This window comes from Oceanobacillus rekensis, assembly GCF_002153375.1.
GTDB lineage: Bacteria > Bacillota > Bacilli > Bacillales > Amphibacillaceae > Oceanobacillus > Oceanobacillus rekensis.
The window spans coordinates 173,952-188,179 of the sequence record NZ_MTBQ01000001.1 but is presented as its reverse complement, the minus strand read 5'-3'; the positions used below and the strand labels follow the sequence as shown (position 1 = coordinate 188,179).

Here is a 14,228-nt window from a genome sequence, read left to right as displayed (position 1 = left end):
AAAAACAAAGGTAAAATAATGACTACTCATTGAAGATAGGGGAAGGCTTGAATTTATGAATAATTTTATTACCCAATTGACCGTACCAACTCCATTTGAAGTCGGGGATGTCCATGTGTACCTACTCAAAGGTGACATGCTGACACTTGTCGATGCTGGTGTTAAAACCGATGAAGCAAGAGAAAGCGTAATTGCCCAACTGAGCGAACTGGGTTATAAACCTATAGATATAGAGCAGATTATTTTAACACATCACCACCCAGATCATACTGGACTGATTGAAGAGTTTCCAAGAATGCAACACCTTACAGCACATGAAAATGTTGCATCATGGTTAACAAGAAACAAATCTTTCAAAAATGAAAACGAACAGTTTTTTGATGCATTTTATTATCAAACTGGTATTCCAGAAAATTCACATTATGCATTTTCCAAACTAATGGATACATTTCAGTTTGCTGGAAGTGGTTCATTAACAGCAAAGATTCAGGAAGGTGACATGTTACCAGGTCATCCAGAATTTAAAGTAATTGAAACGAAAGGTCATGCCCAGACACATCTTTCTTTTTTCAGAGAAAAGGATGGCCTGTTCATTGGTGGCGACCATTTAATTAAACATATCTCACCAAATCCGATGATAGAGGCTCCAATGAACGAAGCTGAAGATAGACCTAAGCCAATGCTTGACTACCGAAACAGTTTAAAAAAATGCCTGGGTCTCGGAATAACCAACGTATTTCCAGGACATGGTGAAATATTTTCTGATGCCGCTGACCTCATAAACAAACGGTTGATCAGCCAAGAAAAGCGAGCCAATAAAGTATATCATTTACTGCGGGAGAAAGCATCGACTCCATTCGAACTCTGCATGAAACTCTTCCCAAAACATTATGAGAAGCAACTTAATCTGACCATATCTGAAACAGTCGGCCAACTCGATTATCTATTTGATATGGGGATGGTTGATTATTCGATGGAGAATGGGATCATGGTCTATGATGCAAAATAAACTCAAACATAAAAAAGTAATTGTTACTGGTGCATCAAGTGGAATTGGTGAAAGACTTTGCATGTCTATTGCAATGAATGGTGGGATACCGATTATGCTTGCACGGTCCATTGATACGTTGGCAGACATACAGCTTCGGATTGAAAACAAATTGGGGGCAGAGAGCTTTATATATAAAATCGACCTCCAAAATCAAGCTGACATTGAACCAATTATAAATCAAATATTGATAGAGCATGACCACATACATGGTTTAATTAACAATGCTGGGATTGGGATTTTTGACAGTGTAATTGACATGAGGTTGACAGATGTTTCTCAAATGTTTCAGCTCAATGTATATGCACCTATGAAAATATCCCAGCTGCTTATTCCGCATTTCATCGAAAATAATAATGGTCATATGATCAATATTGTTTCTCAGGCAGCCAAGATTTCAACACCAAAATCAGCTGCATATGGTGCTTCTAAGCATGCGCTCCTTGGTTTTACGAACACATTGCGACAAGAAGTCAGGCAACATAATATATTTGTCACAGCAGTTAACCTCGGACCAGTTCATACCAATTTTTTCTCTATTGCCGACCCTTCAGGTACATATCAAAAAAACGTTGAACGTTATATGCTTGATCCTGATCGGGTAGCTAAAAAGGTGGTCCACCATCTATTCTCCAAAAAGCGGGAATTAAACATGCCCTTTTGGATGGAGATAGGAAGTGTGCTGTACCGGTTATTTCCGCAATTGATGGAAACATTACTTAAAAGACAATTCAGCAAAAAGTAAAATGCAGATGTTTAGACAACCAATTTATTTGAGTCTATAGTTAAACTAGGACTAAATAATGGAGGGGATTCTCTAATGAAATTAATGATTACTCCTGAAGCTAAACAACAACTGAAACAATTAAATAAAGATAAAGATAGTCAGTTACTATTATGGTATGATGTTGAGGATTGTGGTTGTGGTGTAAATGGATTGCCTACCATCCGGTTTATAAAAGAGAAAAAATCGTATTACGCACCTATAGATAATGATAGTGTAACGACGTATATTGATGCAGATCAAGCTGTATTCTTCGCTGAGGAAATGAAACTGGATATTCATAAAGGGACTTTTCGACTCTCCAGCAAAGAGGGTATACTAAATCCATTTATTCCTACTCAAAATCTTTTGCAAAACGATGAAGTTTAACTTACTCATCAATACAATCGAAATGAAATATAGAAAAGGGGGTATGAATTTAGAAAACATTCGATTCATACCCCTTTTTTTATTTACTTTAATTCGATTAAAAAGCTTATAGTATCCTGTGTTTATCATAGCGTATAGCATTTGTAATTTGCTGTAATTCTTCATATGTCTCATCGGTTAGTGATTTTGTGAAGTCAAAATTAACATTTTCTTGGATCTGTTCCACAGAGCTTGCGCCAAATACTGCAGAAGCGACAGTTGGATGTTTTTGAACATATTTCAATGCAATTTCATTCATGTACTGATTATCTTGCAATAATGCGGATAACTTTTGGTTGATGGATTTCAGTTCTTCATATGAATAATCCAGATAACCTTCTTTTCCTTTCACGTCTATCAGCTTTTCAGCTTGGTTGCTCAGCATACCCTTGGCAAGTGGCCCCCGGCTTAGAACGCTGATATCATTTTTCTGCAATAATCCGAGGACTTCTTCTTCCGGTCTGCGGTCTAAAAGGCTATATTGCGTCATCACACCATCAATCGAGGAATGCTTAACGAATTCCTGAATGACATTTGGCCTGATGGAGGAAATACCATATGCACGGATAAGACCCCCCTTTTTCAGCTCCTCAAATGCCTCGATTGTTTCACTAATCGGGTCTTCCAATGTTCCACCATGAAGCATACAGAAATCAATATAATCCGTATTTAGTCGCTGTAAACTGTGCTTTACTGCCTGAAGAATATATTCCTTTGATGGATCCCAAAACCAGTCTTTTGTTTCTTTATTAAAGTGATTTCCAACCTTTGTCGTTAATATAATCTGATTCCTTTTTTCTTTAATCGCTTTTCCGATGATCTCCTCGTTTAATCCAAAGTCATATAAATCTGCTGTGTCTAGATGATTGATCCCGGAATCAATTGCATAGTCTATCATTCTTGCAGCTTCTTTTTGTTCCGTACCAAGAGACATACAGCCCAATGTCAGTTCGGAAATCATAATATCAGATTTGCCAAGCTTGTTTTTCCTCATTATACACACTCCGTTTCTTAATCCTTGTCTTTTATTGTAAGGACAGCTAGTATGAATTACAACTTTTTCATCCAGAAAGGCTAATTGATTAACCTTTCTAACTGTGATTATTCACCCACCAAAAATCGAGAAAACTGCAACTAGGATAAGGTAACTTCGGCCACCGCTCTGGGAAGTACACTGCGCGCATCCTAAGGACGGCTAGTGAGCCTCTCTTCCCGTTGGAGTCTACGTGTATTTCCCAGAGCTAGAATTGACTTGCAATTATTACACTTGCGATAGCTAAAAAAGCAGCATACAACTTCACCAGTCCGGGTGAGCGGAGGGCGGTGACTCCTGCGGGAAAAGCACGTGTCCGAAATCCCCGCAGAGTGGTTTTCTCGAGGAGGGCTGAGGCCGACCTCGCGGAAAGCATTCGCCCAGAGCGATTCCGGACGGCGATAAAAGCACATACTTATAGTAATCATCTAGCAGTTAGTTCGCAGTTTATTGTTTATATGAAAAAACGACACTTATGGTAGAGAAATAACTTCAGTTCAAATTTTATGGAAAACAGACTTCGGAATGAAATAACCGCAATATATGCTAAAATAGAAAATAAAACTTAACTAAGGGTGTGTTAATATGAAGAAATTTGAAGAAAAAACTATAAAAAGTGAAAAGATATATACTGGGAAAGTAATTAACCTACAGGTTGATGATGTGACATTACCTGATGGGAAAGCGTCAAAAAGAGAGCTGATTAAACATCCTGGTGCAGTAGCAGTAATTCCAATAACAAAAGATAACAAGATTATTTTTGTGGAACAGTATCGGAAACCATTGGAAAAGTCACTTGTTGAGATTCCTGCCGGCAAATTAGATAACAATGAAAATCCACTTTCCGCTGCTGTACGAGAATTGGAAGAAGAGACAGGTTATACAACAAATGATCTATCTTTTGTCACATCATTCTACACGTCTCCAGGATTTGCTGATGAACTTATATATATCTATATTACGGATCAGCTGGTGAAAATGGAGAACCCCCCAATGGGAGATGAAGATGAATTTGTCGAAGTTCTTGAATTAACATTAGAAGAGGCAAAGCAATATGTTGTCGATGAACGTATTCATGATGCAAAAACAAATTATGCAATCCTATACCTTCATGCGCTGGGGAGGCTATAAAAATTGAATTAACATTTTGTTGATATCCCACATTAACGATTTTATAAAGTAATTGCTTAATTGGAAACATTGTTAAACCAACAATTGTAGCGCTTTTAGAATAGGCTGTAATTGTTGGTATTTTTTTCATCTGACCTTTAGTTGTATGCGCATAAATTTTCATCAGCATATTTATGTCTTCATGACCTAGACGTTCGGTAATATCTCTTAATAATACCTCCCTCTATACATAATGAGGAGTGAGTATGTTTTAATGAATGAGGCGACAATATAATAAGATAATTCATTTTTTTTAATATCTTTTTCATGTGTAAATAAATGCTCTGTGGCGGAACTGCGTAGCCAATATATCTATTTATATTAATAAACACAAAATCAGAATCATTATAGCTATTCCGATTTTGTGTTTTAAATGTATTTTGCCATTTTTGGTTTTTTTCAATTCTGTTACCACCAATTCATCTACATCTATTTCTCGATTTGATTTCTCTGCCTTCGGTGGGGTAATCGTAACATCATTAACTTGTCTTGTTTTACTGCAATATGTTTTTATTGTTCAGTAAATTCTAGACCAACTTAAAAAGAGATAATTCGAGTATAATCTATAAATGTTACAAAATTGTGAATTATGATTCTGGCAAATTATGATATGTTTTGTCGAGTATATTGTAATCTTTTTAATAGGTTGTAATAATAGTTTGTATGATGATAAAACTAATGACTAAAAGAACAGACTAAATTCAAGAGGGGAAGAAAATTAATGATACAAGTATTAGAACCGGTTCATTCCGATTTACTAAAAGCAATTTTAATAAAGAAGGAAGAAATGATACAACTTGGAATGAGGTACGGATTGGTAAACCACAGAACAATAGAATGCAGTCAGCAACTAGATAGTCTTCTTAACCAATATAAAAATGGTGAGCTTCATTAAAATATCTAAAAAATCTTAGACAGATAAGGAGATATTTCACATTCAATTAACATGCTAACAGTAAATAATATTGCATCAGTGCCGTTCATTAAATGGTGCTATTTTATGCGCAATAATAACCCATATGAATAGTTTACGATTGATAAATAGAAAATACTAAATCAACATAAGTAACATCATTCTCCTAGGTGAATACCATGTATTTAAAAAGGAGTGAGGAAAACAATGAGCATAGAAAATAACTATGAATATAGTAACGATTCAAGGTATCTATATGATGAGTGTAAAAGACTCATGAATTATCATGTGACTTTATCGATGGCAGATGGAACTACGATGGAGGGTATTATTCAGAATGTAGATAGGGATAATATCGATGTTTTAGTTGGTGAAGAGGTAATGGAGCGAGGTAGTGAGGATGAGAATGAGAACGATACTCGACAGTTTTATGCTGGTGGGTATGGACGTCCAAGAAGAGGTTTTCGGCGTTTTAGACGTCGACGTTTTCCACTAGCGTCCCTAGCTGCTTTAGCTCTTTTACCTTATATTGCTCCAACTCCCTATCCTTATTATCCTTACCCGTATCCATATGCATATCCTTATCCGTACTATTAGAGAATATAAATTCTTTTTAAAGGGTGCGTAAGTTATATAGGAATGATTCCAAACGAAGATGCTTAACAAATAGTACCGTTGCTTAAAACGGTACTATTTTTATACCCATTTTTAAAAAGAGGTGATCAAACATGCTTATAACAATATCCTTGCTTGCATCTATACTAGCCATTACCGGATACTGTCTTATGTTCCAAGAGATAGTCATCCCAGCCCCAATGTTTCCATTGATTTCGGCAAGCTCTCTTTTTTTGCTTTACGCTGTCAGTAAATGGGCGAGAAAGAAGGATTCAACGAACGTAAATCGCCTCGTTGTTCTTACAATCGCGCTGTTCATTGTCATGTTCATCGGGAGCCTAGCCTTTAAGTTTTGGCAATGGGAACAGATGGTGACTAGGGAGTTCATAATGAAATTAACGATAGTTCTGCTTGGATTACTGGGGGTTTACCTGAATATCATGTACATGCGCGCGGAATCGTCCTACCGCAAAAAAAGAGACATCAACGGATCACCGAACAGCCGGAAGAAGGATATATGGAATATAAGAAAGACTTAAAGCAATCAAAAAGCAAAAAGAGTGAAGAAATTGTAACTGTGTTGGGAAATTCCTTAGAACATAACGATGTACCAATCGTTTGGAAAGGCAAGGACATGTTTACCCACATGCTGGTGGTCGGAGTCACACGTTCCGAAAACCGCATCTGTCTTGGAACCAATGATCTATCAACTCTTAATGCAAAAGAAACAGGGCAAGAAACTGGGTTTACCGGTCGTGGAACCCAAGGGTGAATTTGCTGAAAAGGTAAAAGAATTTTGCGATGAAATGGAAATCCCCTATATCTATATTGACCCAACTAGCCCGGATACAGATAAATTTAATCCGATGGAAGGTACTGCGGAAGATGTAGTGGAAGGAACGGTCACCGTACTACGTGGTTTATTCGGGAAATAGGATGCCTTTTTTGCTAATGTACAAGAATTGGCAGCACGTAACGTGACACGCCTACTAAAAGAATTAAAGGGCGATGAAGTGGACCTGATGGAAGTGTTGGAAACGTTAAGGGATTTAAACCTGTTACAGCAACGAACCAGTGAATTGAGACAGCGCGACGGGGAGAACGATCTCGTTCACACAAAGGGAAACAAATCATTCCCATTTATACGCTTGGACAAGCCGGGGCAGACATAGCGAATGCCCCGGCCTATCAAACGAACTATTGGTGAAGTTCCAAATAAAAGATGTATTAAAACGTGTTTTGTTTTATGAGCTATATTTTTACTTTCCGAAATCCGAAATCATTCCAACACCAGAACCTTTTGTTGGAGCAATCAATTATAATGGGAAGATTTTTTATGTTTACGTTTCCCGTGAAGATAATAGAGATTTAATCATGTATTTAAAATGGAAAGAAAACCGATTCTCGGAGCGAATAATTGTTATAACTGAATCTACAGAACATGTAAACCCGTTAATGATTCATGCACAAGACATGAAATTACGTACAAAGACAGATCAAGAATTAATGGCAAGAGATGGTGGTATTTACTTTCATGAGGAAGGGAAATTTGTCAAAGAAGGATAATTAGCCCTAAAGTTGGCTTGAAAGCTAGGCATGCCTTCTAAAAAAGGAGATGTGATATGGGAAATTTATCAGATAAGCTTTTAATTCAATCATATAAAGAGGCATTAGGTATGAATTTAAACAAAGATTTTCTTAGTCTTTTAGAAACAGAATTGGCAAATAGAAACTTGCTTTCCAATGTTAAAGTACAGATAAATTTGGCTGATAAATTAGGGGAAGGAGAAGAGAAATAAAAGAAATAGTTAAAAATAGTTGATTCTTGTTACAATTAGACTTGTACAATAAGTTAAACTAAACTAGCTAATAGAAGCACCTCTCTTATTGTGCTATAGGGTGCTTTAACAGAACAATGAGATCGTCTTATGGCGGTCTTTTTTACTAAAGGGCAGGAATTTATATTAAATATGTGGAATATTTAATAAGCTCATTTAAAGGGGTCTTTTTATGGAAAATCCTATTTTAAAACAAATCGGAACAGTGTTTATCCCAGTAAGCAACATAGAAAAAGCGAGAGATTGGTACTGCGATATTTTAGGGCTAAAAACGGATGGAGAAATTCAGTTTGGTCATCTTTACGTTATACCTATGGAAGGTACAGGGATTGTGTTAGATAGCAAGATTTATTCAGAGGATAGAGTATTTAAAACCCAAGCATTCCACTTCAATACAAAAAACATTGAAGAAGCATTTCATTTTATGATAAGGGTTTCGGTTTCATCGAAGTTGAAGGTGGAGACGATGTATTCGTACACTTCTCAGCAATTCAAGGCGAAGGTTTCAAAAGCTTAGATGAAGGTCAACAAGTTTCTTTCGATATCGAAGAAGGTAACCGTGGACCACAAGCAATTAACGTTGTTAAATTATAACAAAATATAGAAAAAAGCTCTTCTGTCATAGAAGAGCTTTTTATTTGTGCATGGCGACTATCTGGGTGGTGAAAGTCCATTGTGGGGGTACACATCAACCAACCACTAGAGAAGCGCAAGGCTCTTGTCGTGAGATAGGTGCTGAAGGAAGCGTGGAACAAAATCTTGGGCTCGACGAACAGAAATCTGATACCAAGGCTCTATAGGTGGATAAGGCTCCAAATCAAGTCAAAGTCTAAAAGATGTGCGTAATCCTATAGAGTAAATCAGGCGAGTAAAAGAGGAAAGATAGTTGTCTTACCCTGGGAGGTCTCACGGACAGTTCAGGAGTCCCCTATAAAGAAAGCTGGTCGAAAAAGGTTTATCGTGAGAAGTCAGCCGAAGCCATAGTAGTGATGAACATCATGAAGGGCTGAACAATTTATAATGCATCTACACCATGAATGCACGGAAGATATACTTCAGAATGTGTTAATGAGGAAAGTATGAGCGTATCTCAGAGGATACCCAAAAGCGAGGTGTCTTACCGTCACGTGAAAGGAAAGGAAGAAACGAGTGTGGTAGAGAGCTTGAATAATTGCCATTTCACAGCTTCTTTCTGGTCGGAAACCGTAGCTGTATTCGCTGAATTGTTTCTCGAATATAGGACTGAGTTTTTGACTGATTGCTTGTTGTACCAATCTGTCGACAACTGTTAGAATACCTAATTTACGCATTTTCCCATTTTGGATTTCTACTCGCAGTGCCGGCGCTGGTTGGTATTTTCTTTTCCGGATTTGAGCACGGAGTTCATCCTTATGTTCCTTAAGATGTTCCTTCAATTCTTCCACAGTCACTCCGTCTACTCCACTTGCACCTTTATTGACAAAACGGAATTGGAGTATTTCTCTAGATGTGAGAATCGTCAAACTTAAACAGGTCATTTTTGGATGGATCAATTACTTTAAGATAGCCAACATGAAGAAAGCGCTTGGAGAATAGACGCAAAACTTCGCTCTAGGTTGCGAGTAATAATTTGGAAGCAATGGAAAAACAGCAAGAAGAGAATAAAATCACTTGTCAAGCTTGGCATACCCAAAGTGGAAGCGAAAGGTTTAACGTTCTGTCGAAAAGGTTATCGCTTCATTGGACTATCGAAGGTGGTCCAAAGAGCATTATCTAACAAACGCTTAAGGCAAAGGGGTATCCCCTTTGCCCAAGATTACTATTTAAGAGTACACACTGCGATATAAATTGAACCGCCGTATACGGAACCGTACGTACGGTGGTGTGAGAGGAGAGGAAAGTTATTTAACTTACCCTCCTACTCGATTTTAAAAGAATAATGGAGATCATGTTCTATTATTGGTTCGATCTCGTTTATAAAAAATCAATTAAACTTGTTGCATCCCGCTGGTAAGTCCGTTGAAATGCTTCTCGAATAGATCTTTGGGATAACGTTCATCCAGACTTCTAGTGAAATCCAATCTACTTAAACACACTGGAGCGTTTCTTTAAAAAGGAATGCTCTTTTCGTATCCAATTAAAAGTAAATGTTACTATTATATTAAAGATGGTTGCTCTTCTATTATAGGTGGAGAAGGCTTTAATACGATATATGCTACAATATTAAAAAAGGTAAACTTTGGAGGCACACCACTGCAATGAGACTTATAACGAAATTAAGTTCTTGATAAATCCTGTCAAGGACATATTATGAAACAGTGCTTTAATAAAGGAGTTGTATAAAATGAATGAAAATAAAGGTACAGAAATAAAACGCTCTGCAAAAGCAGAAAACATTCTCCCTCAGATCAATAGTAAAACTAAGCTAGGCGACTTACGAAAAATCGCGAAGGACATTAAAAAAGATCACGAACTAGCTATGGAACTTTGGTCAACCGAAGAGTTTTTGCCCAGACTATTAGCAATCTTAATTATGGACAAAAAACTTCTTTCACAAGATGTGCTAAATAAGCTTGATAAGGATATGCAGACTCACACTTTTGATGAGCGAAATAACTTAATGGATTGGTTAATGGCTAATCAGCTCACCTAAGACAAGAAGAAAATTGCATTGATGGAGTCATGGGAAAATAGTCCTTCTGCTCTTCAAAGGCGAGCTTTCTGGTATTATCAAGGGCGATTGAGATGGACTGGTCAAACACCGCCTGATAACACCGCAGACTTGCTATCTGCATTAGAAGCTAATATTACGCAGGAAAAACCGGAAGTTCAATGGGCTATGAATTTCACCGCAGGCTGGATAGGCGTTTATGATGAAAAGAATCGCGCACGTTGTATTAAACTTGGTGAGAAAACGGGTCTTTACAAAGATGAAATAGTAGCAAAAGGATGTACTCCCAGCTATTTGCCGGAGTTCATTACGATTGAAGTTAACAAACGAGATAATAATTAGTTACCTCTGAAAATTTTATTAGGGTTTAATGCAAAAAATAAAGGAATTCAAAGCCTCAATATGAAAATTGTAATAGGCTTGGACCGAAAAATAAAGAAAACAACGCGTTTTGGCAGCTAGTTAGTGAAATATACAAGGAAGATGTAAAGGATTAACCCACTATCTCTTTTTGATCTGTAGGGCGCTTAATCTTAAGAAGAACAACTTTCCAGCTGCGCAGTACACCGATACTATTCAATAGAAAAAGATTTTCCACAATCTGGTGCTTTAACACAACAAGGAAATCGTCAATACAATGGTCTTTTTTAACTAAGGGAGCAGGATTTGTTGAACAAGATAAGTAAACGTATGTTTCAAGACGGGAGAACATAATTGCTTTAATGGGGGGGTTTTTATGGGATGGATTATTGACATATTGCTTGGTGTTGGTATTGTTTTCTTTATATTATTTTCATTTTTAGTTTTTGTTAACCTTCGAAATAAGAAATAAATTTAATAGCTAATTGGTGCAAGAATTCAACAAGGCGGTCATCAAAATGATCATCTTTCTTTTGAAAATAAAAAAGGACATCCAATGCTTCTGAAGGATTTCCTTTGCTAAACATTTATCAACTTGATTCAGAAACACGTATCTGTTGGCAGATTCTTTTTGGCCGTGCAAGCAGTAGTGAAGGACAGACGTTGCAAAGACGATGCCATATTAATATATAAATTTAAACACCAAGCCTTACCACTAAACGAGTTTAATAAGGATTGGTGTTTTTTTGTGTGATTGTCTAGTATTATTTATACAATTTGCGTAATTCATAACGTGTTACCTCTGAAAGCGATCCGCCGATATCCATTAATTCAACAATGTCTTTAAAGGCTCTTTCAGGAATCGCTAAATCGGCAAGCTCTTCTGGAGAAAGCCCTAAATTAATCTCATCTTCCCGGCCTTCTTTTAATTTGATAACAAAGTCAGGTTCAGTAACAAAAGGTGTAGACATACCAACCATATCAGAAAATTGGAGGGCTTCTAGTGCCTTTTCCGGTGAGTTGATGCCACCAGTGGCCATAACCGGAATACGACCAGCGATATGTTCATATACAACTTGATTCATAAATTTATGTTTAAATTTACCCTGGCGAATCGTTTGTTTATAAATGTTCCTTCCCCAACTTGCAGTGGCCAAGTATTGGATATTTGCTACTTCCATGATTCGATTCATGAAATAAAGGAAGTCTTCTACACTGTAGCCAATTTCATTTCCGCGCGTTTCTTCTGGAGTGCCTCTAAACCCGAAAATAAAGCCATCTGGTGCTTCTTCATCAATAACTTTTTGGACAGCCTCCATCACTTCGATACCAAAACGTGAACGATTTTCAATGTTTTGGGCACCGTATTCATCATCACGCTGGTTTGAATAAGTGGATAAGAATGTTTGAATTAACAAACGCTGAGCACTTGAAATTTCAACTCCATCAAAACCGGCCTTAATCGCACGACGGGTTGCGTCAGCATATTGGATAATGACATGCCTGATTTTGCGTTTGGACATTGATAAGACGGTATGTTCAACGGGACTCTTCAAGTTCATTTTACTTGGACCATAAACGACACCGAAATCCTTAAGCGATATTTTGGAGAAACGACCGGCGTGGGTTAATTGAATAATTGCCTTAGAGCCATCTTTTTTCATCGCTTGAGCAAGTTGTTTGAGTCCTTCGATACTACGATCATCATCGATACTAAAACCATATTCAAACAGTTGCCCGTATTCTTCGATATACGCAGCGCCTGTAATTTGGAGAGGTGATGAACGAGCTCGTCTTTCCGCATAAGCCAAATCTTCCCCAGTTACATAACCTTCAATAGTTGAAGAATTCGTAATCATCGGGGATAGGACAAAGCGATTATTTAATTCAATACCATTGGGTAGAACGATTGTCTTAAACAAAGGGCTGTATTGTTTTGTTGTCTTCATTTGTATATCTTCCAATTCCCTTCATCGCACTATATTTACTAATAAATTAAAGCTATCACCTATGCCAGGTAGTGTCAAATTAATACAGTTTTTCTCTCTGTACCAATAGATTTGTTCATTATAATAACTTTTCCATCCAATCATTTTTCAAAAGAGTATGACACTCTGTTTCACGTCTTGCTAATACATGATATACTTAGATATATCATGGTGAAATTTATATAAGAAAGAAGGAATAGAAATGAAAAAGCGAGGGAATTTCTTATTTATAGAAAAAAATGATGACGTTTATACGTTAAGTATGACACCAGAATTGCAAGATGATATTGGTACAGTTGGATTTGTAGAATACATGAATGAGGATACACTTAACGTGGATGATACAATTGCAAACATAGAAGCTTCAAAGACTGTTATTGATCTGGCTTCTCCATTGGCTGGAAAAATTGTTGGGCGCAATGAAGTCGCAATAAGTGAACCAACCCTACTAAACTCAGCCAAAACGGAAGAAAACTGGGTAGTAAAATTAACAAACGTGGATGAAGAAGCATTTAACCTATTAGAAGAAGCTTAATTAATAAATGCTTGGTAGAGCCTATTCATTTATCTTAAGTCAGAGTGCTGATCAGTCGTAATAGTTTTATTTTTTTTTAGTATATTTCGCAAGGAGTACGTTATGGATCAAGATGCTAGATTGGATTATCTAATTGATTATTTATTGAAAGATAATGAAAAAATGAAGCAGTATAAAACGGATACAGTAGATGAAAAAATAGCGTTGTTTCGAGCTCTGTGTAATATCCGACAGCCTGAACCAATCTCAGAGCAATTTGTTAAGGTTCAAGATGCTTTCTTAACACAGTGGAATAACGAACGACACGTAACCTCCCTGCATGATTTAGAAGCTATTCAGCCGCAACTTTATTTATGGCAAGGTGATATTACGTGTCTGGCAATTGATGCAATTGTTAATGCAGCTAATAGTGAGTTTCTAGGTTGCATGCAAGCAAATCATCAATGTATCGACAATATTATTCATACCCGTGCAGGCGTACAATTGCGATTAGAATGTGATGAGCTAATAAAAGCACAAGGTCGCAAAGAGCCAATTGGGAAAGCGAAAATTACAAAGGCTTATAATTTACCGTCAAATTTTTGTATTCATACAGTTGGGCCATTTATCGACCAACGTGGTGTCTCACCTTTAAGAGAACAATTACTGGCCTCTTCTTATTATTCTTGTTTAGCATTAGCCGATGAATATCAATTAGGCAACATTGCCTTTTGCTGCATTTCGACAGGTGAATTTAATTTCCCTAATCAACGCGCTGCTGAAATTGCGATTCAAACGGTGACAGAATACATAAGAGATACTAGGTCAAAGCTTCATGTTATTTTTAATGTGTTTAAAGATGAGGATTTACAAATTTATCAGACATTATTAGCGAGGAAAGAATAGG

19 protein-coding genes and 2 pseudogenes are annotated in these 14,228 nt (G+C 36.9%); 18 read left to right on the top strand and 3 right to left on the bottom strand.

From position 1 onward, the window contains the following. The first annotated feature begins 55 nt into the window (after nt 1–55). From BV906_RS01020 to BV906_RS01010, 3 genes are all read left to right on the top strand, one after another. Entirely contained in the window at nt 56–1,009 is a 954-nt protein-coding gene (locus BV906_RS01020; protein WP_087971614.1) for an MBL fold metallo-hydrolase, read from the top strand. Then, nucleotides 999–1,793 (top strand): SDR family NAD(P)-dependent oxidoreductase, encoded by a 795-nt coding sequence (locus BV906_RS01015; RefSeq protein WP_087972148.1) that lies wholly within the window; start codon nt 999–1,001, stop codon nt 1,791–1,793. Before BV906_RS01020 ends, BV906_RS01015 begins: the two co-directional genes overlap by 11 nt. Before the next feature lie 75 nt (nt 1,794–1,868). Then, nucleotides 1,869–2,201, top strand: coding sequence for an iron-sulfur cluster biosynthesis family protein (locus tag BV906_RS01010; RefSeq protein WP_087971613.1), 333 nt, complete (start codon nt 1,869–1,871; stop codon nt 2,199–2,201). Between the two features lie 106 nt (nt 2,202–2,307). Here the strand turns inward: BV906_RS01010 and BV906_RS01005 are convergent, their stop codons facing one another. Then, nucleotides 2,308–3,234: an aldo/keto reductase gene (locus tag BV906_RS01005; protein WP_087971612.1), complete on the bottom strand. Its 927-nt coding sequence runs from the start codon at nt 3,232–3,234 to the stop codon at nt 2,308–2,310. Nucleotides 3,235–3,858: 624 nt separating this feature from the next. Between BV906_RS01005 and BV906_RS01000 the strand changes: the two genes are divergently transcribed. From BV906_RS01000 to BV906_RS19295, 11 genes and pseudogenes are all read left to right on the top strand, one after another. Beyond that, nucleotides 3,859–4,404, top strand: coding sequence for an NUDIX hydrolase (locus tag BV906_RS01000; protein ID WP_087971611.1), 546 nt, complete (start codon nt 3,859–3,861; stop codon nt 4,402–4,404). 760 nt (nt 4,405–5,164) lie between these two features. After that, the gene (locus BV906_RS00995; RefSeq protein ID WP_087971610.1) at nt 5,165–5,338 is read left to right on the top strand and encodes an aspartyl-phosphate phosphatase Spo0E family protein; all 174 of its coding nucleotides are present in this window, start codon (nt 5,165–5,167) and stop codon (nt 5,336–5,338) included. A gap of 225 nt (nt 5,339–5,563) precedes the next feature. Further along, complete coding sequence (locus BV906_RS00990) at nt 5,564–5,953, top strand: hypothetical protein (RefSeq protein ID WP_087971609.1); 390 nt, start codon at nt 5,564–5,566, stop codon at nt 5,951–5,953. A gap of 535 nt (nt 5,954–6,488) precedes the next feature. Continuing rightward, nucleotides 6,489–6,743, top strand: a complete 255-nt coding sequence (locus tag BV906_RS00980) for a hypothetical protein (protein WP_087971607.1) — start codon at nt 6,489–6,491, stop codon at nt 6,741–6,743. After that, on the top strand, nt 6,727–6,906 hold the full coding sequence (locus BV906_RS00975) for a hypothetical protein (RefSeq protein ID WP_087971606.1): 180 nt from the start codon (nt 6,727–6,729) through the stop codon (nt 6,904–6,906). Before BV906_RS00980 ends, BV906_RS00975 begins: the two co-directional genes overlap by 17 nt. A gap of 27 nt (nt 6,907–6,933) precedes the next feature. Further along, entirely contained in the window at nt 6,934–7,143 is a 210-nt protein-coding gene (locus tag BV906_RS00970) for a hypothetical protein (protein WP_087971605.1), read from the top strand. 28 nt (nt 7,144–7,171) lie between these two features. Further along, nucleotides 7,172–7,537: a hypothetical protein gene (locus tag BV906_RS00965; protein WP_176330235.1), complete on the top strand. Its 366-nt coding sequence runs from the start codon at nt 7,172–7,174 to the stop codon at nt 7,535–7,537. A gap of 56 nt (nt 7,538–7,593) precedes the next feature. Further along, nucleotides 7,594–7,770, top strand: a complete 177-nt coding sequence (sda, locus tag BV906_RS20195; RefSeq protein ID WP_087971603.1) for a sporulation histidine kinase inhibitor Sda — start codon at nt 7,594–7,596, stop codon at nt 7,768–7,770. A 211-nt stretch (nt 7,771–7,981) separates the two neighbouring features. Continuing rightward, a pseudogene (locus tag BV906_RS00955) lies at nt 7,982–8,272 on the top strand (VOC family protein); the annotation flags it as partial. After that, nucleotides 8,224–8,403: a cold-shock protein gene (locus BV906_RS19670; RefSeq protein ID WP_087972147.1), complete on the top strand. Its 180-nt coding sequence runs from the start codon at nt 8,224–8,226 to the stop codon at nt 8,401–8,403. The pseudogene BV906_RS00955 and the gene BV906_RS19670, both read left to right, overlap by 49 nt. A 50-nt stretch (nt 8,404–8,453) precedes the next feature. Next, a complete protein-coding gene (locus BV906_RS19295; protein ID WP_176330234.1) occupies nt 8,454–8,609 on the top strand; it encodes a hypothetical protein in 156 nt (51 codons plus the stop codon). Nucleotides 8,610–8,864: 255 nt separating this feature from the next. On the opposite strand, the gene BV906_RS00945 is transcribed toward BV906_RS19295, so the two are convergent. Next, nucleotides 8,865–9,326 (bottom strand): reverse transcriptase family protein, encoded by a 462-nt coding sequence (locus tag BV906_RS00945; RefSeq protein ID WP_087971601.1) that lies wholly within the window; start codon nt 9,324–9,326, stop codon nt 8,865–8,867. Between BV906_RS00945 and BV906_RS19665 the strand changes: the two genes are divergently transcribed. Both BV906_RS19665 and BV906_RS00935 read left to right on the top strand, forming a co-directional pair. Then, nucleotides 9,298–9,384 (top strand): group II intron maturase-specific domain-containing protein, encoded by an 87-nt coding sequence (locus tag BV906_RS19665; RefSeq protein ID WP_245843832.1) that lies wholly within the window; start codon nt 9,298–9,300, stop codon nt 9,382–9,384. The two genes, BV906_RS00945 and BV906_RS19665, sit on opposite strands and share 29 nt — an antisense overlap. 748 nt (nt 9,385–10,132) lie before the next feature. Next, a pseudogene (locus tag BV906_RS00935) lies at nt 10,133–10,801 on the top strand (DNA alkylation repair protein). Nucleotides 10,802–11,583: 782 nt separating this feature from the next. On the opposite strand, the gene BV906_RS00930 reads toward BV906_RS00935, so the two are convergent. After that, nucleotides 11,584–12,768 (bottom strand): NADH-dependent flavin oxidoreductase, encoded by a 1,185-nt coding sequence (locus tag BV906_RS00930; protein ID WP_087971600.1) that lies wholly within the window; start codon nt 12,766–12,768, stop codon nt 11,584–11,586. Nucleotides 12,769–13,009: 241 nt separating this feature from the next. Between BV906_RS00930 and BV906_RS00925 the strand changes: the two genes are divergently transcribed. Next, nucleotides 13,010–13,342: a glycine cleavage system H family protein gene (locus tag BV906_RS00925; RefSeq protein WP_087971599.1), complete on the top strand. Its 333-nt coding sequence runs from the start codon at nt 13,010–13,012 to the stop codon at nt 13,340–13,342. Nucleotides 13,343–13,444: 102 nt separating this feature from the next. Beyond that, the gene (locus BV906_RS00920) at nt 13,445–14,227 is read left to right on the top strand and encodes a protein-ADP-ribose hydrolase (protein ID WP_087971598.1); all 783 of its coding nucleotides are present in this window, start codon (nt 13,445–13,447) and stop codon (nt 14,225–14,227) included. Nucleotide 14,228: the final 1 nt, after the last annotated feature.